This window comes from uncultured Acetobacterium sp., from assembly GCF_927416815.1.
Lineage (GTDB): Bacteria > Bacillota > Clostridia > Eubacteriales > Eubacteriaceae > Acetobacterium.
The window spans coordinates 1-22,254 of the sequence record NZ_CAKMJU010000100.1; the positions used below are offsets into that span (position 1 = coordinate 1).

Annotated in this window: 18 protein-coding genes, 1 pseudogene and 1 riboswitch; of the genes and pseudogenes, 15 read left to right on the plus strand and 4 right to left on the minus strand. The window is 45.8% G+C overall.

Annotation, left to right across the window (positions count from 1 at the left end; genetic code table 11):
• Positions 1-185: 185 nt before the first annotated feature.
• The 3 genes from QZ998_RS13160 to QZ998_RS13170 all read right to left on the minus strand — a co-directional run bounded on the left by QZ998_RS13160 (position 186) and on the right by QZ998_RS13170 (position 4,439).
• On the minus strand, positions 186-1,160 hold the full coding sequence (locus QZ998_RS13160) for an alpha-ketoacid dehydrogenase subunit beta (RefSeq protein WP_296561289.1): 975 nt from the start codon (positions 1,158-1,160) through the stop codon (positions 186-188).
• The gene (locus tag QZ998_RS13165; protein ID WP_296561290.1) at positions 1,157-2,143 is read right to left on the minus strand and encodes a thiamine pyrophosphate-dependent dehydrogenase E1 component subunit alpha; all 987 of its coding nucleotides are present in this window, start codon (positions 2,141-2,143) and stop codon (positions 1,157-1,159) included. The genes QZ998_RS13160 and QZ998_RS13165 overlap by 4 nt, the downstream gene beginning before the upstream one ends.
• Before the next feature lie 334 nt (positions 2,144-2,477).
• On the minus strand, positions 2,478-4,439 hold the full coding sequence (locus QZ998_RS13170) for a sigma-54-dependent Fis family transcriptional regulator (protein ID WP_296561291.1): 1,962 nt from the start codon (positions 4,437-4,439) through the stop codon (positions 2,478-2,480).
• Between the two features lie 352 nt (positions 4,440-4,791).
• Here QZ998_RS13170 and QZ998_RS13175 point away from each other — a divergent pair, with 352 nt between their 5' ends.
• Together QZ998_RS13175 and QZ998_RS13180 are read left to right on the plus strand one after the other, a co-directional pair.
• Positions 4,792-5,277, plus strand: coding sequence for a GNAT family N-acetyltransferase (locus QZ998_RS13175; RefSeq protein ID WP_296561292.1), 486 nt, complete (start codon positions 4,792-4,794; stop codon positions 5,275-5,277).
• Between the two features lie 54 nt (positions 5,278-5,331).
• Entirely contained in the window at positions 5,332-5,868 is a 537-nt protein-coding gene (locus QZ998_RS13180) for a GNAT family N-acetyltransferase (RefSeq protein WP_296561293.1), read from the plus strand.
• A 130-nt stretch (positions 5,869-5,998) separates the two neighbouring features.
• Here QZ998_RS13180 and QZ998_RS13185 read toward each other — a convergent pair whose 3' ends face one another.
• A complete protein-coding gene (locus tag QZ998_RS13185; protein WP_296561294.1) occupies positions 5,999-7,132 on the minus strand; it encodes a hypothetical protein in 1,134 nt (377 codons plus the stop codon).
• Between the two features lie 398 nt (positions 7,133-7,530).
• Here QZ998_RS13185 and QZ998_RS13190 point away from each other — a divergent pair, with 398 nt between their 5' ends.
• From QZ998_RS13190 to QZ998_RS13250, 13 genes and pseudogenes are all read left to right on the plus strand, one after another.
• Positions 7,531-9,663 (plus strand): HD domain-containing phosphohydrolase, encoded by a 2,133-nt coding sequence (locus QZ998_RS13190; protein WP_296561295.1) that lies wholly within the window; start codon positions 7,531-7,533, stop codon positions 9,661-9,663.
• Between the two features lie 29 nt (positions 9,664-9,692).
• Complete coding sequence (locus QZ998_RS13195) at positions 9,693-10,151, plus strand: redoxin domain-containing protein (RefSeq protein WP_296561296.1); 459 nt, start codon at positions 9,693-9,695, stop codon at positions 10,149-10,151.
• A 148-nt stretch (positions 10,152-10,299) separates the two neighbouring features.
• Entirely contained in the window at positions 10,300-11,799 is a 1,500-nt protein-coding gene (gene crtI / locus QZ998_RS13200; RefSeq protein WP_296561297.1) for a phytoene desaturase family protein, read from the plus strand.
• Positions 11,796-12,662, plus strand: coding sequence for a phytoene/squalene synthase family protein (locus QZ998_RS13205; RefSeq protein ID WP_296561298.1), 867 nt, complete (start codon positions 11,796-11,798; stop codon positions 12,660-12,662). Before crtI ends, QZ998_RS13205 begins: the two co-directional genes overlap by 4 nt.
• Before the next feature lie 23 nt (positions 12,663-12,685).
• Positions 12,686-13,540, plus strand: a complete 855-nt coding sequence (locus tag QZ998_RS13210; protein ID WP_296561299.1) for a DUF92 domain-containing protein — start codon at positions 12,686-12,688, stop codon at positions 13,538-13,540.
• 54 nt (positions 13,541-13,594) lie between these two features.
• The gene (locus QZ998_RS13215; protein WP_296561300.1) at positions 13,595-14,575 is read left to right on the plus strand and encodes a tocopherol cyclase family protein; all 981 of its coding nucleotides are present in this window, start codon (positions 13,595-13,597) and stop codon (positions 14,573-14,575) included.
• Positions 14,576-14,660: 85 nt separating this feature from the next.
• Positions 14,661-14,837: riboswitch (cobalamin riboswitch) on the plus strand.
• A gap of 109 nt (positions 14,838-14,946) precedes the next feature.
• Positions 14,947-15,990, plus strand: a complete 1,044-nt coding sequence (locus QZ998_RS13220) for an alcohol dehydrogenase catalytic domain-containing protein (RefSeq protein WP_296561301.1) — start codon at positions 14,947-14,949, stop codon at positions 15,988-15,990.
• A gap of 21 nt (positions 15,991-16,011) precedes the next feature.
• Positions 16,012-17,124 carry an anthranilate phosphoribosyltransferase gene (trpD, locus tag QZ998_RS13225; protein ID WP_296561302.1) on the plus strand — a complete coding sequence of 371 codons (1,113 nt, stop codon included), beginning with the start codon at positions 16,012-16,014 and terminating at the stop codon, positions 17,122-17,124.
• A 43-nt stretch (positions 17,125-17,167) separates the two neighbouring features.
• Positions 17,168-17,332 (plus strand): hypothetical protein, encoded by a 165-nt coding sequence (locus QZ998_RS13230; RefSeq protein ID WP_296561303.1) that lies wholly within the window; start codon positions 17,168-17,170, stop codon positions 17,330-17,332.
• Positions 17,333-17,605: 273 nt separating this feature from the next.
• On the plus strand, positions 17,606-18,526 hold the full coding sequence (locus tag QZ998_RS13235) for a 5'-nucleotidase (protein WP_296561305.1): 921 nt from the start codon (positions 17,606-17,608) through the stop codon (positions 18,524-18,526).
• 4 nt (positions 18,527-18,530) lie between these two features.
• Entirely contained in the window at positions 18,531-20,042 is a 1,512-nt protein-coding gene (locus QZ998_RS13240; protein WP_296561306.1) for a TIGR02677 family protein, read from the plus strand.
• The gene (locus QZ998_RS13245; RefSeq protein WP_296561307.1) at positions 20,029-21,174 is read left to right on the plus strand and encodes a TIGR02678 family protein; all 1,146 of its coding nucleotides are present in this window, start codon (positions 20,029-20,031) and stop codon (positions 21,172-21,174) included. The genes QZ998_RS13240 and QZ998_RS13245 overlap by 14 nt, the downstream gene beginning before the upstream one ends.
• Positions 21,174-22,254 (plus strand): annotated as a pseudogene (locus QZ998_RS13250) (TIGR02680 family protein); the annotation flags it as partial. The gene QZ998_RS13245 and the pseudogene QZ998_RS13250, both read left to right, overlap by 1 nt.

Genomic DNA, 22,254 nt, shown 5'->3' on the forward strand with positions numbered 1-22,254 from the left:
TCGACCGTTTGCTTGTAGATCCCGTGGCTGAACGGAATCCAGGCCGAGGCAAGCATGTCGATCGTGCCTTCGCGCAAGCTCGGACAGGCTACGCCGTGTCCGCCTTGATGCATACAACATGATGTAACAATTGTCGGTACTGCTATATCACTATTGTTTAATGAATAGATCAAATTGATCAAGAATTAAGCCATGACTTCCTTGATGGCGTTGTAGATGTCCACGTCGTTGGGCAGGACAAAGTTTTCCAGATTGGGCGCAAATGGAATCGGGGTATCCAGGGCGTTGACCCGTTTGATCGGGGCGTCCAGATTAAAGAAACAGGATTCGGAAATTATCGCTGCCAGCTCACCGGCAAAACTGCCGCGTTTGACTTCTTCGGTAGCAATGACCACCCGGGTTGTTTTTTCAATCGAGTCAAAAATCATCTTTTTATCCAGCGGATACAAGGTTCGGGGATCGATGATTTCCACAGAAATCCCTTCCTTCTCAAGCTTAGCCGCCGCTTTAAGTGCTTCGTGAACCATTTTGCCGGTGGCAACCACGGTGATATCGGTTCCTTCCCGTTTGATGTCGCCGACACCTAATTTAATCGGAACAACTACATCATCGACATCGCCTTTCATGCCGTACATGGCCTTATGTTCGACAAACATTACCGGATCTTCATCATCGATGGCACTGAGCATCAGACCCAGGGCGTCTTGTGGTGTTGATGGATAAACGACCTTTAATCCGGGCACATGTGTTAACCAGGCTTCTAATGATTGGGAATGCTGGGCTGCGGCACTGACGCCACCGCCACCGGGTAAACGGACAACCATCGGAACAGAAATGTTTCCGCCGAACATATATCGCATTTTGGCTGCCTGATTGACTAATTGATCCATCCCAACGGTTAAGAAGTCAATAAACATCAGCTCAGCAATCGGGCGTAAGCCAGTGGCGGCCGAACCGACGGCACAGCCGATGATAACGCCTTCGGAAATCGGGGTATCGCGGACGCGCTTATCACCAAATTCTTCGAAAAGACCGGCAGTGACACCAAAACAGCCACCAAAAGCCCCGACATCTTCTCCGAAAATACAAACATTTTCGTCTTCTTGCATTCTAATGCGCATTCCTTCACGAATGGCTTCTCCATAGGTCATTTGTTTCATCTCTGTCGAACCTCCTCAACAATATCAAAGTAAATATCTTTTACCGCACTGGATAATTCCGGATAGGCACTGGCATTGGCAAACTCAATCGCTTCAGCAATTTCTTTAACCACGGAGTCCTGGAGTGCTTTTAGTTCTTCAGCCGTTACAATTTCGCTGTCGATCATGTGTTTCTCAATCCGTGGCATGGGATCTTTTTTCATCCACATTTCCTGCTCTTCGGTGGGTTTGTATTTACCGGCATCGCCTTCGAAATGGCCTCGTTGACGGTAAGTTTTACACTCGATGAGGGTCGGTCCCTGGCCTGTTCGGGCCCGTTTAACGGCTTCTACGGCAGCTTCGTGAACGGCAATCACGTCGTTTCCATCGACTGAGATGCCGGGGATGCCATAAGCGCTACCACGATCAGCAATATCTTTAATGGCCTGATGACGGGATTGACTCATGGAGATCCCGTAGCCATTGTTTTCGCAAACAAAAACAACCGGCAGTTTCCAGATGCTGGCCAGATTCATCGATTCATGGAAGGTTCCCTGATTGGTTGAGGCATCGCCAAAAAAGCAGACGCAGACCTGGTCTGTCCCCCGGTATTGCGCACTAAAACCGGCTCCAACAGCTAAATTATGACCAGCACCAACAATCCCGTTGGCGCCTAGGATGCCCTTGGTGGCATCGGCAATATGCATGGAACCGCCTTTACCCTTGCAGTAACCGGTTTCTTTTCCGTATAGTTCGGCCATCATGTATTTCAGATCGCCACCTTTAGCAATGATGTGGCCGTGGCCGCGGTGGGTACTGGTGATGTAGTCCGCATCGTTAAGCGCCTGGCAGACGCCAGTGGCAACAGCTTCTTCACCTAAATAGAGGTGCACAAAACCGGGGATGGCACCTTCGGCAAAAAGGTTCATGGCCTTTGTTTCAAATTCCCTGATCCGTTTCATGCGGATGTACATGTCTTTGATAATCGCTTTATCAAGTTTCATAAATTCAGTATTCTCCTTTTTTGTATTATCCAAAAATTTTAGATGACTTATCTGATCAAACAGGTTTCGGCAATACCCGTACCGACCAATTGTTAATCTGTTGTGACAATTGTCGGTACTTACTTTAGTTTTGTCTTGTAGTCTAAGATTTTGGATAACGTAACTAATAACAAGAACCGTGCCAACTTTAAGAATCAGTTGGATATTTTTTTAAAATGGCTTAAGCATGGGGTTTGATCTGGGCGAGGGATTTTTTGCACAAAAAAAAGATACGCCGGATTTCTTAGGCGTATCTCATATTTGCGAATTGCTTGTCTCAAAAATGTGAATATTCTCACATTTGAGACGAGTAGCGATAATCTTTGATATTAATATGGTATTTTTTAATTTTTCGGTAAAGTGAGGCGCGGCTGAGACCCATCATTTCGGCTGAGGCTTCGACACAACCCTGGGTTTCGGTTAAGATTTTTTCGAGGTTTGCTTTAACCAGGTCGTCCATGGTGGCGCTGATTATCGGTGGCAAGGCCTTGCTTTCTTGACCATACTTTGGTGGCGGTGTGGGCAGATAATCGCTTGAGATGATCGGCTCCGGACACAGGTAAAAGGTTCGCTCAATGTGATTCTGAAGTTCTCTGACATTGCCTGGCCAGGGGTGAAGCTTAAGTCCTGCCAGGAATTCTTTTGACAAGGTTTTGGTATGTTCAGGATATTCTCGGTTGAGGCGATCCAGGAAGTGGGAAGCAGCCCAGACAATATCATCGCCGCGAACCCGCAGCGGCGGAATGTGAAGATAAATCACATTGAGACGGAAATAGAGATCTTCCCGGAAGCTCTTGTTTTTAACCTCCTGCTCCAGGTTCCGGTTGGTTGCAGCGAGGATCCGGATATTTAATTTGCGTTCGCTTTGACTGCCGATTCGTGAAACGGTACAGGTTTCCACCACCCGGAGCAGTTTAGCCTGAACCTCTAGCGGCATTTCGCCAATTTCGTCCAGAAAAATCGTGCCGCCTTCGGCCAATTCAAACTTTCCCGGCTTGCCTTCGCTAAGGGCTCCGGTAAAAGCGCCTTTGCAATAGCCAAACAGTTCGCTTTCGACCAGGTCGCGGGGCAGACAGGCACAATTGACGACAATAAAGGGTCCCTGGGAAAAGGAACTGGCGCGGTGAATGGCATGGGCAAACATCTCTTTCCCGGTACCGCTTTCGCCTTCGATGAGGATACACTTTTTGAAGCGAGCCATCTTTTCGGCGGTTTTGATAATCATCCGCATCTGCGGGTTCTGGGTGATGATGTCATCAAAGGTATAGGTCGCCACGTTGCCGCTGACCCGGTTGACAGCGCTATGGAGGTGTTTGATTTCGCGGATGCCGATCGAGTAGCCTTGAGTTTTATCGTTTTCCAGAATTCGGGAAACATTGGCGCTGCATTGAATTTTTCGACTGCCGGTATGAGCGGTGACATCGGTATAATAACGGGTCGTCTCTTCGAAATCCCAGATTTCACTAGCAAGATCCATTTTCTTAAAGATTTTCTTAAAACCGAGTTCATTAAATTCATCCATGTTAAGTTGGAGGATTTTTTGAGCACCGACATTCATCCATTGGAGATTAAAGTTTTCATCGGTGACTAAAATACCATCTTCGGTGCTATCCAAAGAGGCCGACATCGATCGATAGGTATGGGATAGTGCCAGTTCGTTTTCAATACTGTAGGCTGCCGCCACGACAATCCCCAGGGTATGGGAGTGCAGCTTGTGACTTTCCCCGGACATGTTGAGCACACCGATAATATCCCCCTTGACATTGTGGATGGTGGTGGCCGAACAGGTCCAAGAATGATGGGGGACGCAGTAATGCTCAGCACCGACCACATGAACTGCAGTATCTTCATCCAGTGCGATGCCGATGGCGTTGGAGCCCACGGCTTCGGTGGTCCAGACGGTTCCTTTTAAAAAACGCAGCTCGGACGCCCGCATACTGACCACCTCATCGCCGATGGTGTCCAGAAGCACCCCGTTTTTATCGGTGAGAACCAGAACAAAGTGCGATGACAAAACGATCTCATAGAGATTTTGCATAATCGGCTGGGCGATTTTGATCAGTTCCTGGTTTTCGGCCAACACCTGCTGCAATTGCTGGGCATCGATGCTTTCGCCCTTACCACTGTTGATATCAATTTTTATTTTCTGGCAGTGTTTCCAGGAACGCTGGATAATTGGCCGGGTATTTTCATCCAGAATGTTATCGTCAACAAAGTTCGTCCAATTGTTTTTAAGTTTGTTCAGATCAGGTTCCATCTTAGTTAATCCTTTCTGGAAAGAATGCGGTAAAACGACGAGGGATTGGCAATTTTATGCGGAAAGAGAATTGGTGGTCGGGCTCAGTGGCAACAGTCAGTCATCGATGGTCACTGTAGATGACAAAGATTGGTGTTAATTTTACTGGTCTTGTTGATTTACATTATAGCGAAGATTTTAGAATAAATCAAAAATAATTATAAATAACAAGAATTGCTAGCATATCAGTTAGAGAAAAACACTATAGCTGTGATTTTGCTTGAAAAAAAAGGGGAATCTGTGTTATATTGAATAATTAATGTCAGTATTTGAGAGAATTAATCGCCTAAAGGATAGGATTCAGGAGGTCTCAATGGATATCGAAATGAGAACAATAAATCAAGCAGATTTAAAACAGGCGACAGAAATCTGGAATTTTATTGTCGCTGAAGCTAATAGCTTTCCTGGTGATCAGCTCCTTTGTGCAGATCAAGCAGCAGCGATGTTTGCCGACCAGACTGAGACGATTTGCGCCTGCTGCGGCGAAGAGGTGGTTGGACTTTATATTCTGCACCCCAACAATATCGGTCGCTGTGGACATATTGCCAATGCCTCTTTTGCAGTCAAAGAAGCATATCGGGGCAAGGGGATTGGCCGTCTGCTGGTGCAAGACTGCCTCACGCGCAGTAAGGAAAATGGCTTTAAAGGTCTGCAGTTTAATGCGGTAGTATCAACCAATTATCCAGCTATTACCCTGTATCTGAAACTGGGTTTTAAGATCATTGGCACCATTAAAGATGGCTATCGACTAAAAGATAACAGCTATGTGGATACCCTGGTTTTCTTAAAAAGCTGGTAAGCATCGGGCTCGAAAATTACGGGATGGAAAATAAAAAATCAGGAAAGTGATGTGATGACAATCAAACTATTACAATTGGATGAAAAGGACTTTGAAAAAATATATCAGCTGATGGAGCGCTCTTTTCCCATCGAAGAAGTTAGAAGCCGAGAAAATGCCAGAGCTCAGCTGCGGGATCCCAATTACCGTATTTTGGTTTCAAAAAACGAAACCGATCAAATCCTTGGATTCATTGCCGAGTGGAATCTGGGAGCTGTTATTTTTTTGGAACATTTTGCGGTGGATTCGAGCTTGCGGAGCGGTGGAATTGGTTCGGCGATGATGTCGGCTTATTTATCCGAGGCTTCTAAGCCAGTGATGATTGAGGTGGAAGACGAAAAAAACGAAATTAACCAAAGGCGGATTGGTTTTTATCAGCGGCTGGGTTTTCACCTGTCTGAATATGGCTATCATCAGCCGGTGATGCGGGGCGATGGCAGTAAAAAGATTGCCCTTAGAATAATGAGCTTTCCTCAGCCATTGACAAAAGAAGCTTTCGAAAATTTTAGACAGCAGGTATTTACCCAAATCTATAAGACGATCGATGCCTAGACAAATAAAAAGGATGGCTTGCCAAACAGCAAGCCATCCTTTTTTAGAACTCATTTTTAAAGCAGGGTAACCTGATTTTTACCCTTAGTTTTGGAATGGTAGAGGGCATTCATGTGATTTGTTTTATGAACTAGATACTCAGATCAATGTGCTGGATCGTTCCGGCGGAACCGTTTTCGTTGAGATAGATGCCGGTGCGCTGGAGTTGGCCATTGGTTTGATTATTGGCACCTTTTAGCGCAAAGCTGGTGCTGACGTTGCCCAGATAAATGGCACCGACGCCTTTTTGGCCGAGCGCCATTAACACATCATTGCCAGCGGCATCCTTGGACCAGATCTGCAGTTTATCATAAATGGGATCATTCTCGTCGATCCAATTATTGCCATCGGAATCATATTTGGCCAAATCATCAAAACCATTGCCGCTTTGGGGGCCAAACAGTTCACTGCCGTCGTTGATTTTCCCATCGCCATTCAAATCTAAGGCCAGGAAGCCGCTGCCTGGGCCAACAAAGGATACTTGATCAAGGGTGCCGTTAGCGTCAATATCAAAGGCATATTTCTGCTCAGTCAGTGAAGCGGTGTCGGTACCGAAATTGATAACCAGCGGGTCAATTTGAACAGGCTGATCGCCTGACTGAATTGTCAGATTGGATTGGAACATGAATTCGCGGCTGAGGGAAAGCTGCAAATTGATATTGATTTCCCGACCATCGGCCGTTTTCACCAGCGCCTGAGCCTGAAATGAAGTGCTTTGGGATTCATAATGGGTGATGCTCTGACTGTATTCAAAGCCGCCACCGGAAGAAGTGCCGGCATTGCCGCGGGGTTGCGTGCCAGCTAAGCCCTGCGCCCATCCGGCCGCAGCCGATAGTAGCGAACTTCGGCTGGCATAGGCGCCCTGGATGGCCTGTCCCATTTTGGGATCTTCCAGCGTTGCCTTTTGCGGTTTGACGAATTTTACTTTTTTTCCGGTTAGGGCTTCAATCATCCGCTTTAACAGGGTAAGCTGCTGTTCTTCTTTGCTGGTGAGCGAAGCGGTCTCATCTTCTGAGGTCAGTGTTGACACGGGGATTGGGGTGTTTAACTGAAGACCCTTAGCTTTTTCTGATATTTCAAGGGTATCGGTGCCCTTTGTCGGGGTACTGGATGTGGTGGTAGCATTACCCTGGGGACCCCAAACGCGTAGAGATTCTACAGTTTTGGTTGCTTCCTTATAACTGCTGTGGCTTGCCATTGCGACGGTTGAACTTTCGATTTTCATAAATCCACCTCCATGTTTTACGAAATGATCACGTCGCAAAATGACGTAATCCGTTAAATTTAATATCGACAGATTGAACGAAAAGATAAGTGATAAATTAAGTTTTGTCGATCCTTTCTCAGAGCCTCAGCCGATTGTTTGAGTTTCCGGCTGACAATCCCCTGACTAGGACAATCATGCGCCAATAATTTTGACGGAGATGAACAAAATTATAAAAATAGGGACTGTCATTTTTGCGTAATTATTGTTATGATAGGGTCATACGTTTTCACCAACAAAAAGATTAGGACAAATTAGTTGCGGCTTATTATTTTAGAAAATGAGCATTGATTAAAAAAATGAAAACGATTGAGCTGGCCTAAAACTGCTTATGACAAAACAGACAGAGATGGTGTTAAATGAAACTCAAATATAAAACAATGATAATTGCCCTGTGCAGTGCGGCCGTGCTTTTAGGGCTTACCTATGGGATTTTTTACGGGGTATTCTATGGCTATGTTGATGAAGCCCAGAAAAATCAGATCGACAAAGATTTTGAAATGGTTGAAATGATCATCGAGAATGAAAAAGAAAACCTGAACAGCATTCTGAAGGATTGGGCCTACTGGGACGATACCTATAATTTTATCAATGACCGCAACCCTGCTTATGTAACCGCCAACCTTAATGAGGAATCGCTCGAAAACCTGAGTTTAAATATGATGATTTTTATCAATCAAACCGGTGAGGTGGTCGGATATGGGGATTTTGGCCTGACAAATGAACAAACGGCTGCGCTGATGGAAAAAATCAGACAAAACAACTTTTATACCGGGCTGCTGACAGATGATGAGGATACCAAAACAAATCTGATGATTTTAAACGGACAGCCGTATTTATTTGCCTCCGGACGGGTTAATAATTCCAGCCTTACGGCAACAAGCAATGGCAGTATGGTGATGGTAAAAACCGTAGATGACGAAATGACCGCTTATATCGAGGCGCTAACCGGTGCTAATGTCGAATTGCGAGAAGCTGGGGAGGTCGTGAATGTTCAGGAAAACCAGATTTTCAAGAGAGACTTTGCGGGAAAACCCTATCTCACTGCCAGCCGACTGCAAGGCGATGGCAATGACGAAAAAACCATAGTGATGACAATTTCCCGAATTGAAGAAAACTATAGCTTTATAAAGCATCAGTTTAATCTGTTTATGGCCAGTTTTGTGGGGATACTTTTGTTACTCCTCAGTATTGATTATTTTTTAGTCAATCGTTATTTTTTTGAGAGAATTGAAAAGCTGATCGCCTTTACCAAAGAGGTGGGATTAAAGCGGGATACAAGGCTATCGATTGAAATCGATGGGCAGGATGAACTCAAAACCTTGGCGGTTTCGATCAACCAGATGCTCAAGGAAATTGATCAGGCCAATCAGAATATCAAATCGAATATCGCTAAAAGCAAAATCGACGAGCAGGAAATCTTGTTTTTGAGTTATTCTGATCCCTTGACACAGCTAAAAAACCGCGATTACATGAAAAGCCAGTTTAAAGTGCTTAGTCAACAACAAGGGGTGCATTATTTTATTATTATGTGTGATGTCAATGGTTTGAAGCTGACCAATGATGCCTTTGGCCATCAGGAAGGGGATCAAATTCTGATTGCTGTCAGCAATGTGCTCAGGCGGGTTTGTCGTCCAACGGATATCATTTCAAGGTGGCCAGGCGATGAATTTGTGATCTTGCTCAAAGCGCTTAACCAGGAGGAAGTCTGCCAAATCATCAAAGATATCAGCGATGAAATTGAGAAAATTCGTGTTTTTCATTTAAATGTTAGCGTCGCTATGGGTTATGCAGAAAGTAGTCCTGATCTAATAAGACCCGAAGATGTGCTAAACCTCGCAGAAAACCGAATGTATCGTAACAAACTGATGGAAAGCAGTAGTTCCCGGAATGCCACGATCCGAACCTTAGCCAGAACGCTCCATGAAAAAAGCACTGAGACTGAAGCCCATACGATGCGGATCAGTCTATTGAGTAAAGCGCTGGGAAGCCGTCTGGAACTGCGCAAAGATCAGCTCGACGAGCTCGAACTCTTATCCCTACTCCATGACATTGGCAAAATTGGAATACCGGAATATATTCTCGATAAACCGGCCAAGCTGAGTAATGATGAATGGGAGATCATCAAAACCCATCCAGAGATCGGTTACCGGATTGCCAAGTCAACCCCGGCACTTGAGCATATTGCCGACTATATCCTGGCTCATCACGAGAAGTTTGATGGAAGCGGTTATCCCAACCGGCTGAAAGCCCAGAATATTCCCTATCTTGGCCGAATCATCACCGTGGTGGATTCCTTTGATGTGATGACCCACAGCCGCAGCTATAAAAAAGCCAGTGACTTATCTTATGCCATCAAAGAATTAAAAGCCTGTTCCGGCACCCAATTTGATCCCGAAATTGTTAAGACCTTCCTTAAAATGATTGAAGAGGAAGGCCTGCCGGTAGAACTTGAAATTTCAAAATCGACCAATAATCTGGAAAACGAATGATTATAAAAAATTTAAGGAGGCAACAAATTATGACAGAAATGATTCAATTAGGGGCAATGGCTCCGGATTTTAGATTGCCTGATCAAAATGGCGAGATCGTCACCCTAAGTCAGTTTAAAGGAAAAAAGGTACTATTATCCTGGCATCCGCTGGCATGGACATCGGTGTGCACCGATCAGATGCGCGCTCTCGATCGTAATGTCGAGCGCTTTGCCGAAAAGAATACCGTGGTATTGGGTCTCAGTGTTGATCCCCAGCCCAGTAAATCGGTATGGGCTCGGGCTTTATCGGTGAAACACATCAAAATTTTGTCAGACTTTGTTCCCTTAGGCGAGGTGGCTAGAGACTATGGCATTTTTAGTGAAGAACATGGGGCTTCAAAAAGAGCCAACATCCTGATCAATGAAACAGGGATGGTCATCTGGGTGAAGAAATATGAAATTCGCACCCTGCCGGATGTCGAAGAAGTGCTGGGGAAAATGAAATAAGACAAAAAACGATTAAATTTTTCGAAACATTACCAGCTAAAGCAAGTCAATTTATTAATTTGTCGTTTTCAATACCCCGGGTAACTGGGGTTTTTTTGAATCGTTTGGGTATAAAAACAAACATACTTGAAATGAAGGGATAAAAAGCATGAGCAGAAAGAAAATCATCGTCATCGGGGCTGGGGTCAGCGGTCTGGCTAGTGCAGTACGGTTATTAAAGGAGGGCTTCGCGGTCGAGCTTTATGAGAAAAACGCTGAGGTCGGCGGACGGATGGGGGTCATCAGCGGAAACGGCTTTACCTTTGATCTGGGACCAACAATCCTGATGATGCCCCAAGTTTATAAAGAAGTTTTTAGTGTTTGTGGACGAAACCCCGAAGATTATCTTCAGATGGAGCGGCTTGACCCCATCTATAAGGTCTATTTTGGCGATGGTACCACCCATGAGGCGTCTTCAGAACTAAGCAGCCTGATCAAGACCCTGGAGTCGGTTGGTGAAACAGAAACTCAGGGTTATCTGGCCTATCTGGCCGATGTTTATAAACGCTATCTGGTCGCCAAGGAACACTTTATTGATCGTTCTTTCCGAAATACCAGCGACTTTTATAATCCCAAAACCCTGCTGGCGGGGCTGGGGTTGCGAACCTTTGATAACGCCTTTGATTCGGTAGGCAAGTTTGTTAAGGATCAAAAGCTCAAGGAACTACTAAGTTTTCAGACCCTTTATATTGGTATTTCGCCCTTTAATGGACCCTCGATCTATACCATTATTCCGATGATCGAACTGACCTATGGGGTCTGGTTTTTAAAGGGCGGGATGCGAGCGATGGCGATGGCGATGGAGAAACTGTTTCTCGAAATGGGTGGTAAACTATTTCTTAATGCGCCGGTCGAGCGCATTAATTTTGATGGCAAAGTGGCGCTTAGTGTCACCGTCGATGGCAAAGAGAAAAGCGCGGATGGCGTAGTCTGTTCGGCTGATTTTCCCTATGCGATGAAGGCGCTTTTGCCGGATGATTTCAAACACAAAAAATATCAGCCGGCCAAGGTTGAGGATCTGGACTATTCTTGTTCGGCTTATATGCTCTATCTGGGTCTGGATAAACGTGATTTTCCTGGCCTGAATGTTCATAACCTGGTTTTTTCGAAAGATTTCAAGGGTAACCTGGAAGATATTTTTGCCGGTCGTTATCCAGCCGATCCGTCCCTTTATGTTTATGCTCCGGCGTTGCTCGATGAAAGCTTGGCACCGCCAGGACAATTAGGTCTGTACGTGTTGGTGCCGGTTCCCAATTTAAAAGATGGACCGCTAGCCTGGGAAGATCCCGCCGTCATGGCCAATTACCGGAAACAAGCCTATGAAAAGATCCGGCAGGTCTTACCGTTGGCAGATTTTGAGCAACATGTCATTTTTGAAAAAACCTACACCCCGCTTGATTTCAGGGATGATTTCAATGCCCTTTTTGGAGCTACCTTTGGATTGCGGCCAACCTTGATGCAAAGCAATTATTGGCGCCCTCAGCCCAAGGCGATGCATTATCAAAATCTCTATTTTGCCGGCTCCAGTGCCCATCCCGGGGCGGGTGTGCCGATTGTGCTAACCTCGGCCAAGATTACGGTGGCGGAAGTGGTGAGGGATTTCAAATGATCGATGAAGCGATTCAAAAAGATTTAAACTGGTGCGAGACTCTGATTCAGCATAATTCCAGCAGTTTTTACCGGGCCTTTCGAAAATTGCCCAAAGAACAGGCGCAGGCAGTTTTTGCCATTTATGCTTTTTGCCGGATAGCCGACGATGCCATTGATGTCGACAACAACCCCGAGATGGTCAAAGCGCTAGCCGATAAGCTGGCCGCTTTTGAGGCTGGGGAAACCCCGGATGAACCGATGTGGCGGGCGCTGCGATGGGTCTTTGAGACTTTTCCCCTAAAAATTCGACCCTTTCAGGAAATGCTGATCGGTCAGCTGTTGGATGTTGATTTCAAGCAGCCAGAAAGCTTTAATAATTTGTTGGACTACTGCTATCTGGTCGCCGGAACAGTCGGCCTGATGCTTTGTCCGCTGTTGGCAAAACCGGTCACCAGCGAAGCTGAAAAATTGTCAGTGGAACTCGGAATTGCCATGCAGCTGACGAATATTTTAAGAGACGTAGGGACAGACTACCGCCTTAATCGTATCTATCTGCCAGAGGATCTAATGATCGCTTTGGGGGTCAACCCCGAGGATCTGGCCGGACCGGAGCCAACACCGGAACTGATAAGGCTTTGGGAGTGTCTTGCCACCGAAGCCGAAAGTCGTTATAATCGAATCAAAGCTAACCTGAAGGTATTTGACAAAACAGCGCGGCTGCCGGTATTATTGTCCCTGCTTTATTACAGTAAAATTTTAAAACGTTGTCGGAAAGCCCATTATCGGTTATTGGATCAGCGAATTTACGTGCCCAACTGGGAAAAGCTGATGCTTTTTGTGACCGCAAACGGACAGCTGTTATTGACCGGATTTCGTCAATAAGTTGTCGAGATAGGATGATCGGAATGGAAAATTTAATTGACTATAGTTTAGCAGCTCAAACAGGATCGACTCTGGAACATGTAATATTTATTTGCTTGTCCTTGGGAGGGGCTTTTTTTGCATACTGGCGAAAATCGTTAAGACCTTCAGCGGCTTGGGGAGCCTTTTTTTTAGCGGTAGCCTTATATCTGGCGGGCGGCCCCTTATTTTTTATTTTATTGATGGTATTCTTTTTAAGTTCGACCTTTTTGTCGCGTTTCAAAGCCAGTCTTAAAGATCCCATTGAGACCAGGATTCATGCCAAGTCCGGCGCCCGGGATATTGTTCAGGTCGGTGCCAATGGCGGAGCGGCACTGATTATGGCGGTGCCCTTTGCCTACTCTCAGAATCCGGCCTATCTGGTCGCGGTGGCGGCTTCATTTGCGGCCTGTAATGCCGATACCTGGGCTTCGGAAATCGGCATTCTCAGCCGTAAGCCGCCGGTTTCGCTAATCACTCTAAAACCGGTTAATCCGGGATTATCCGGTGGGGTTAGTGGGCTGGGTCTACTGGCTTCGCTGGGTGGTTCGGCGGTGGTAGCATTGACCTATGGCCTTTTTCAATTTGCCGCCGGAAATAGCGGGATGCTTTTATGGATGCAAATCGGTGTTATTACCATTGGCGGTCTGTTGGGGTCAATCATTGATAGTTTGCTGGGCGCTGCCATCCAGGCCAAGTATATCAGCCATGAAACCGGACAGTTGACCGAAAAACCCAGCGATAATAACAAACCCAACCGCTTGTATAGCGGGCTAGCCTTTGTCAACAATGATTTTGTTAATTTTGCCAGCTCCTTGCTGGCCGCCGCGCTGGTGTTAATTTTTTTTAAATTTCAGTGAGTCCAGGTACTTAGGGGTATAGCAAAAACTGAGGTATTTGAAAGGAGCGTAATGATGATCAAGCAAGCGTTTTTTCAGGGTAAAAACAAGCGGCGACGCTATTTTGAAGGCTGGTATTTTAAATGTATCAGTGCGGATCGCAAACATGCCATTGCTATTATTCCGGGAATGGCCATTGATCCCCAGGGCGAAAAACAGGCATTTATCCAAGTAATCAATGCTGTAAATGGTAAGACATGGTATCATCATTTCTCCTATTCAGAATTTAAAGCCAGATCAAACCGGTTTGATGTCGAAATAGAGAATAATAGCTTTAATGCCGAGGGTCTGTCTTTAAATGTCGAGACAAGGGAGGGCAGTATCAAAGGACGGCTGACCTTTGAGCAAATCCATCCTTTTCCCAGGGGAGCAAAGCATCCTGGGATTATGGGGCCATTTGGAATAATTCCCTTTATGGAGTGTTACCATGCCATCATCCATTTATACCATGAGATTAAGGGCGTGATTGAGCTTGATGGTGAGATTCTGGATTTTAATGGCGGCGTCGGTTATATCGAAAAAGACTACGGTCGCTCGTTTCCCAAAACCTACCTCTGGCTTCAGGCCAGCCATTTTGAAGATGGAAATGCTTCTTTTGTCTTTTCCCGAGCCAATATTCCTTTTTTGGGATTTGAATTCCCCGGTTTCTTTGCCTATTTTACTGACTTCAAAGCGATTACCCGGCGTTTTGCGACCTATAATTTTTCGCGGGTTGAAAAATGGGAGGTTGATACCGAAAAGGGAACCTGTGCCGGAGAGTTAGAAGGGCCAAATGGGTCGCTAGCTTTTAGTGCTCAGATGGCCGGCGGCGGTCGGCTTCGGGCGCCATTGGATGGCCTGATGGATCGCGAGATAATTGAGAGCATCACCGCCAAAGTTTGGGTGCGTTTGACAAATAATCAGGGAGATATTATCTTTGAAAGCTCCAGTAATGAAGCGGGGATGGAGATATGCATGGATGAAGCAGTTGTATCGAACCAAGAATCACAACCATAAAAGCCAATTATCTTGGAAAATCTTTAGCAGATGTTGCCTAAAATGTGTTTTATCCGGGATCGGACTTATGATATAATAAATCAAAATTTAATAATCGTTTTCAGGTGCCCCTTGGGGAGAATAGGAAAATAAGTGAAAAGCTTATACGGGCCCGCCGCTGTAAATTGGGAATTTCTGTCACGATGCCACTGTTTAAAAAATGGGAAGGCGACAGAGGTGATGATCATAAGTCAGAAGACCTGCCTGAGAATTAGATGTTGAGAGATGTGGAAAGTCTGCGCTTTATTAGCGTGGCTTTTTTTTGTCAAAAGATACGTTAGACAGCTTTTATAAAAGCTTGTCAGATAAGTAAGTGATGGGGTGGAGATAGAGTGAAAGCAGTTGTTTTAGAAAAGCCGGGAGAATTAGTTCTGAGAGAGTTGGAAATGCCGGTTTGCGGTGCCAGCGAGCTGTTGGTACGGGTCAGAGCTTGCAATATTTGCCGAACCGATTTAAAATGCGCGACGGTAGGGCAACGGGATCTTGTTTATCCCAGAGTATTGGGACATGAAATTGCCGGAGAAATTATTGCAAAAGGTAGCCAGGTTGCTCGTCATAGGGTGGGGCAGCGGGTTCACATTCATCCGGGAATTTCCTGCGGTAAGTGCCAATATTGTAAAAAAGGTCAGGATAATCTTTGCGATCAGATCAAAATTATGGGCTTTAATTTTGATGGCGGATTTCAGGAGATAATTAAAATTGATCAGAAAGCCCTAAGATCCAAGGTCGTCAATCTGATCAATAGTAAATATTTAACCTATGAAGAAATAACCTTTATAGAACCGCTGGCCTGCTGTGTTAATATTCAGGATCGTCTAAAAATGAATTACGATTCGGTGTTGGTGATTATTGGCGGAGGGCGCCTTGGTCTGCTAAACTTATTCCTTGCCAAAGCAGAGCGGGTCACTAAGGTGATCCTGATTGAAGAAAATGAGGGTCGCCGCAACCGTGGCAAAGCGCTTGGCTTTGATGCTGTTTTTAGTGGTCGTGAGCCGGACCTGTTAAACCAGCTCAAACGTTGCACCAATAATCGGGGCGTCGATGTGGTTATTCCCTGCTGCCCGGAACCAGCGGCTTTGGATCTGGCCGTGCAGATTTTACGCAAAAGAGGAACTTTGGGGTATTTTAGTGGTATTACCAAGGGTCAGGATGCTTACCCGGATATCAACCAGATTCATTATAAGGAAATTTCAGTGGTTGGATCATATGGCTGTAGTGTTGGACATAGCCGCAAGGCCAAGGCCTTTCTGGAATCAAAAAAAGTATATGTAAAACCGCTGATTTCGCGTCGGGTTGAGCTAGAAGATCTGGCGACGGGAATGGATTATCTAAGAAATGGTGATGGCTATTCAACGATTGTCGTGATGAATAAATAGTTAAAAAACAAGGAGAAAAAAATGGAAAAAACAATCAGTAGCAAAGATTATGGGCAGGTGATTACGAAGCTAATCAATAAAGAAAACCTATCTAAAGATAATTCCAAGCAAATGTTTATGGAAATTTTAAGTGATAAACAAACAGCCATGCAACAGGGCGCTTTTTTAGCGGCACTTAGTGCTAAAGGGCCGACACCAGAGGAAGTGGCTGGAAGCTTTGAAGCCATTTACGAGGTTGATACCTTCAAGGTAGAACCGGTCACCGAGTTTCCGATTGTGGATAACTGCGGCACGGGGATGGATAGTTTTAAAACCTTTAATATCAGCACTGCTGCATCGATTATCGCAGCCGCGGCCGGCATTCCGATGGCCAAACATGGTTCTCGGGCCTTGACCTCGGTATGCGGAACCATCGATGTACTGGAAGCATTGGGGATCGACATGGATTCCAAAGTGGAATTGGTTAAAGAAAGTATTGAACAAGCTGGTATTGGGATCTTTAACGGGATGAGTCCGGAAGTTCATCCGGTGGCGCTGGGACGGGTTTTATCGCAGATTTCATTTGGCAGTGTGCTAAATATTTCGGCCTCGTTGGCTAATCCGGCACTGCCTCAGTATGGGGTTAGAGGGGTTTACTCGAAAGAAATGTTGGCCTTTGTGCCTCAGATCATGGCGGAGATTGGTTATAAACGAGCCATTGTTGTCTATGGCGAAGTTGGCGACCAATCGATTGATGAGGCGTCAACCATCGGAACCACCTATCTTGCCGAGCTGAAAGAAGATGGTACTGTGGAAAACTATTCATTTAATCCACAGGATATGTTGATAACTCCGGGAATTGTGGATGAAATCCGCACATTTGACTCGGTCGAAGCGTCTGCTTTGTGTATCGTTCGGCTTTTAAAGGGGCTAGAAACAAAAACCCGCGAAGATATTGTTGCCTTAAATGCCGGTCTGATTCTTTATTTAAGAGACAAATCGCCAAGTATTCGCGAAGGTTATGAAATGGCACTAGAACTGATTCATAACGGTGCGGCCTGGGAAAAATTGAAAAGCTGGGTTAAGTATCAGAATCGGGATGGCATTCAGGGACTGGCAACCTTAGCTATTCTGGAAGAAAAGGTTATCAATTAAGATGCTTCTCTATGCCTTAAAATCACATGAAGGTTATCTGAAAATGGCTGAAAACAAGGACTTTAGCCTGGTTGGCATCAATAAAGCCAGTGTTTATCCGGAAACCGAACTGGTGAGGCTAAAAGCACTCAAAGCGGACCTTCAGAAGCAGCTGCCGAGCCTGCGGATTATTAAAATAACGCTTACAGAAACAGACCATTTTGCTTAACTAAAAGTCGGACAGGATTCCCTTTACTATCAAGCAAACAGATGATATGATATGAATAGAAAATTTAATTGCAAGAACCTTTCTCGTTGAGAAAGGTTCTTTTGCCATCTTGAAAGATTCTTTAGCAGAGAGAAATGAGAGCTGGCTAACTTATCCACAATTGTCTATAAAATCAACACAATTGTGGATAAGTTTGGATCTTTCCCCAGATCGATTAAGATAAAAAAATCACGATTTGCGATTAGCTATTAGATAGAAGATAAGAGGAATAATATGCATAAGTTTGAAAATTGTTTGGTCGTCGGCATTTCGTCGCGGGCGCTTTTTGATCTGGAAGAAGAAAATCAGATCTTTAATGAACAAGGCGTCGATGCTTATACCAGGTATCAGATCGAACACGAGAATGATCTGTTAAAACCGGGAACCGGTTTTGCCTTAATCAAGGCCTTGCTAAAGCTTAACCAAATCGGTTCAGCCGAGCGCAAGACCGAAATCATCGTGATGTCCCGAAATAATGCCGATAGCAGCTTGCGGATTTTTAACTCAATCAAGCATTACCACTTGGATATCACCCGGGCGGCGCTAGTCAGTGGCGCGCTGCTGTCGCCCTATCTGGAGGCCTTTAACACCGATCTCTTTCTTTCGGCCAATGAGGAGGATGTTCAGGAGGCCATTAACGCCGGGGTTGCGGCAGGGATTATTTACACCCAGCATCTGGCCTATGATGAGGCCACCGAAATCGACCAGATCCGGATCGCCTTTGATGGCGATGCGGTGCTATTCTCGGATGAGTCTGAACAGATTTATAAAAGTCAGGGTATCGAAGCCTTTCAGGCCAATGAAATCAAAAATGCCAAGAATCCCCTTCCGGAAGGTCCCTTTGCCAAGTTTTTAAAAACCCTCTCGGCGATTCAGCAGGCCTTTGATAAAAGTCGGGCGCCGATTCGCACCGCCCTGGTCACCGCCAGAAATGCTCCGGCTCACGAGCGGGTGATCAGGACCCTGCGAGCCTGGGATGTGCGGATTGATGAAGCTTTTTTCCTGGGCGGGATGAGCAAGCAGGAGGTACTTAAGGCCTTTGGTGCCCATATCTATTTTGACGACCAGGCCATCCACACCGATGCGACCGCGGAGTTTGTCCCTTCAGCCCGGGTGCCGTATAAGAATAATGAAGTCAATAAGGAACAGGAATAATACAATGAAGTTTGAAGTCACTGCAAAACTAACCAAACAAATTGATGAGATGCGTTATTTGACGGCCGAAAATGCCTGGCGCTATCGGAGCATCTTACGCTTTTTTTATAGCCAATCCGAGAAAATGAAGAACTGGCTTTATAAGGAAGAGGTTTTTGCAGCTCTGAAAGAGTATGACGAATTCGTGAACTACACTCTGGAGCAATGCAAGCAGGATCTCGATGTGCTATTGTCCTGGAAAAATCTTTCTGCCTATCAGGATACCGCCAAGGTCGCCACGGTTGAGGAATTCAAGAATAAACAGTTTCGTTATCAGATGACACCCTACAGTGTCGAAATTGAGCGGCTGACGATCCGGTTAGAGAATCTCTCAATTGAGAGTGCTTCACTGGAACCGACCCTGTTGGAACGGCTCCGCGAAGAACTCAAAAAGCTGCCCCAGGTGGCCAGACTTAGTGAAAAAGAAGCGGGCAGCTGGTGGAGTGGGGTCAACAATGATTTTAAACGCCTCAACCAGAATTATCAGGACTATATCCGCGATCTCTATTCCATTAAAGCCGAGGAAATGATGAAAACCAAGGCCTTTATGGTTTTCAAGGATCGCTTTATTGAATACCTGAGAGACTTTGTCAAAGGGCTACAAAACCATGCCAATGCCATTGAACATATTCTGACCCACCTTCCGCCCAATGCGGTCGAGGCGGTTTTGACCAAGGCGATTGCATATGAACTGTCGATCCCACGAATTGAAGCCGACATCGATGCCGCCGGCATCCGCGACAACATGATTGGCCGCTGGGACAATCTCAATGCCTGGTTTTTAGGTGAACATGGCAACCCCAGCGAAGCCGCCAAGCTGCTAGAGATCACCAACGATATCATCCGCAAAATTACCCGTTATGCCGCCCAGATTTCAGAGAGCCGCAGCAGTGCGATGAATCGCAAGGAAGAATACCGGAAGCTGGCTGAGCTGTTTGACGCCTGTAATGACATCAAAGAAGCCCATCAGCTGTCCAGCCTGTCCTTTGGCCTTTTTCAGATGAAGCACTTAAAGTCTGACCAGTTTAGAGAAACTGAGAGCATCAACAGCCAGATCTTTGAAGAAATGCCGGCCAGCACCCTGTTAAAGCCACGGGTTCGGGGCTTTAAGGAAAAAGCCCAGCGGAATCCGATTCGCAGCCATGCCGAAAAAAAGGCCGCCATGAAAAAAAAGATCCAGATGATCCGCGAAATCGAGAAAAAAACGATGGCCAGTTATCTGCTTGATGGCTGCATAGATTTTGAAAAACTGCCGGTGATTGAGGGCCATGTCCGGACTACCCTGCTGAAATGGCTTGGCAAGGGGATCGCCAGTAGCGATAAAAAAGCAAAAACCGAGGATGGCCGGATCTTTCAGGTCGAGGTCCCGGGGGATCGCCGCCGTCGCTGTCTGTTGCGCTGCGACGATGGCAATCTTGAAATGCCGGCCTACGTGATTCGCTTTTTGGACGAGGAGGTTCAGGATGAAAGAGCTTGAAATACTGCTCGACCAATACTGGGTAGTTAAGGATGACAACAAGGACTTATTTTATCAGGTTAAGGACAGCATCCCGCAGTTTAAGAATTTCTTGAGTGACAAGCTGGGTTATGGACTGGTGATCAACCAGCACCTGATCAAGCTGGAAAAAATTCCCGGTTCAGCCGAGCCCTTTATGGGCATTCAGGCCTTTACCGATAGGATCGAATACGTGCTCTTGTGTCAGTTGTTGATGTTTTTAGAAGACCGTTCCCGGGATGAACAATTTGTCTTATCAGAAATTACCGAATTCATTGTTGGTAACCCGATTGGCAAGGAAAAAATCGACTGGACGCTGTTTAGCCACCGGAAGCATTTCATCAAGGTGCTGCGTTTTGCCCAGGAGCTTGGTTTGATGCAAATTAACGATGGTGATGATCAGAAATTTGCCCAGGATGATGGTGCCGAGGTCTTATACGAAAGTACCGGCTTGTCCCGCTATCTGGTGCGCCATTTTACCGCCGATATTAACGATTTTACAAGCGTCCGAGATTTAGAAAACGCCGAATGGGGTGACCTCAATGCCGATCGCGGCGTGATCCGGCGGCAGCGGGTTTACCGCAAGCTGCTAATGGAGCCAGTGGTTTATTCCCAAGGGGCTGATGATGTCGATTATGATTATATCAAGAAGCAGCGCGGCCTGATTGAAGCTGACTTTTTAAAATATCTGGAATACCCCCTTCATGTACACAAAAACGGAGCACTGTTGTTGGTGCCGGCGGATAAAAATATTAAGGATGGTTTTCCCAATACCAAAGCGATCTGCGATATTACCCTGCTGTTTTGTGCCCTGATTCGGCGCCGACTTGAGACAAAAAAACTGCGTCTGAATGGCTCCGGGGAAATCCGGCTGTCGCGGGTGGCCTTTGATTTGCTGGTGACAAAATTAAAGCAGGAAACCGGGGGTAATTGGAGCAAAGAGTATCGGGAAATGACGGCATCGACCCTATCAGATCATCTGCTTTCTTATATGGAAGACTTTAAGATGCTGGCTCAGGTTGATGATCAACGTGAAATTGAGATCCTGCCGCTAGCCGGTAAACTGACCGGAAGTTACCCAGATCAGGTGGCGGAAAAAAATGGTGAAAAATAATGGAAAAAAATAATCAAAACAAAAAAAGGCAGGACAACCGCTGGGTAATCAATCGGGCAGGACTCGTAAATTTCTGGTATTATGATGAGGAGACCTTTGATTTTTCTAATGGCCGGCTGCTCCTACGCGGCTCAAACGGTTCGGGAAAATCGGTAACGATGCAGAGCTTTATTCCGCTGCTGTTAGATGGCAATAAAAGTCCCGAGCGGCTCGATCCCTTTGGTTCTAAAGCCCGAAAAATCGAGAACTATATTCTTGGCGAAGATGAAAACAGCAAGGAAGAATCGATCGGCTATTTGTTTATGGAATTCAAAAAGAAACACTCCGATAACCTGGCCACCATTGGCATGGGCTTTAAGGCTAAACGGGGAAAACCGCTGAACTCCTGGGGCTTTGCCATCACCGATGGCCGGCGGATTGGCGAGGATTTCTTTTTATACAAACAGATGGGTGAAAAAATACCGCTGACCATGCGGGAGCTGGAAAACCGGATCGGGACGGGAGGACAGGTGGTCGAGGGTCAGAAAAACTACATGAAGCTGGTCAATGACCTGATCTTTGGTTTTGATGATCTGGAGGAATACGATGAGCTGGTCAAATTGCTGGTGCAGCTGCGCAGTCCCAAGCTGTCCAAGGACTTTAAACCGACGGTTATCTATGAGATCATGGAAAACTCATTGCAGCCCTTGTCTGAAGACGATCTGCGGCCGATGTCTGAGGCGATCGAAAACATGGATAACATTAAGAGTCGACTGGAGGTATTAAAGGAGTGTAAGGGTGCATCTGACCGCATCCGCCATGCCTTTGACCGCTATAATCAGTTTATTGTGGTGGACAAGGCCCGGTATTATAATGAGGCCCATCAAGAATTGACTGAGCAACAAAAACGCCAGGAAAAAATTGGCCGCGAGATTAGCTCAACCACGAACGAAATTGAAAAACTGGAACAAATGATCACGGATCTGGCCATCCAATTAGAAACGCAGCAGGAAAAAAGGCAGGAATTGGAAGCCCATGACAGTGTTGTGATCCGTGAAAAAATCATCAAAATTGAAGAAGAAATCGAGCAAAAAAACCGTC

Coding starts and splice junctions, on each gene's coding strand:
- QZ998_RS13160 (WP_296561289.1), bottom strand. CDS start 1,160: ATGAAACAAATGACCTATGGAGAAGCCATTCGTGAAGGAATGCGCATT.
- QZ998_RS13165 (WP_296561290.1), bottom strand. CDS start 2,143: ATGAAACTTGATAAAGCGATTATCAAAGACATGTACATCCGCATGAAA.
- QZ998_RS13170 (WP_296561291.1), bottom strand. CDS start 4,439: ATGGAACCTGATCTGAACAAACTTAAAAACAATTGGACGAACTTTGTT.
- QZ998_RS13175 (WP_296561292.1), top strand. CDS start 4,792: ATGGATATCGAAATGAGAACAATAAATCAAGCAGATTTAAAACAGGCG.
- QZ998_RS13180 (WP_296561293.1), top strand. CDS start 5,332: ATGACAATCAAACTATTACAATTGGATGAAAAGGACTTTGAAAAAATA.
- QZ998_RS13185 (WP_296561294.1), bottom strand. CDS start 7,132: ATGAAAATCGAAAGTTCAACCGTCGCAATGGCAAGCCACAGCAGTTAT.
- QZ998_RS13190 (WP_296561295.1), top strand. CDS start 7,531: ATGAAACTCAAATATAAAACAATGATAATTGCCCTGTGCAGTGCGGCC.
- QZ998_RS13195 (WP_296561296.1), top strand. CDS start 9,693: ATGACAGAAATGATTCAATTAGGGGCAATGGCTCCGGATTTTAGATTG.
- crtI (WP_296561297.1), top strand. CDS start 10,300: ATGAGCAGAAAGAAAATCATCGTCATCGGGGCTGGGGTCAGCGGTCTG.
- QZ998_RS13205 (WP_296561298.1), top strand. CDS start 11,796: ATGATCGATGAAGCGATTCAAAAAGATTTAAACTGGTGCGAGACTCTG.
- QZ998_RS13210 (WP_296561299.1), top strand. CDS start 12,686: ATGGAAAATTTAATTGACTATAGTTTAGCAGCTCAAACAGGATCGACT.
- QZ998_RS13215 (WP_296561300.1), top strand. CDS start 13,595: ATGATCAAGCAAGCGTTTTTTCAGGGTAAAAACAAGCGGCGACGCTAT.
- trpD (WP_296561302.1), top strand. CDS start 16,012: ATGGAAAAAACAATCAGTAGCAAAGATTATGGGCAGGTGATTACGAAG.
- QZ998_RS13230 (WP_296561303.1), top strand. CDS start 17,168: ATGGCTGAAAACAAGGACTTTAGCCTGGTTGGCATCAATAAAGCCAGT.
- QZ998_RS13235 (WP_296561305.1), top strand. CDS start 17,606: ATGCATAAGTTTGAAAATTGTTTGGTCGTCGGCATTTCGTCGCGGGCG.
- QZ998_RS13240 (WP_296561306.1), top strand. CDS start 18,531: ATGAAGTTTGAAGTCACTGCAAAACTAACCAAACAAATTGATGAGATG.
- QZ998_RS13245 (WP_296561307.1), top strand. CDS start 20,029: ATGAAAGAGCTTGAAATACTGCTCGACCAATACTGGGTAGTTAAGGAT.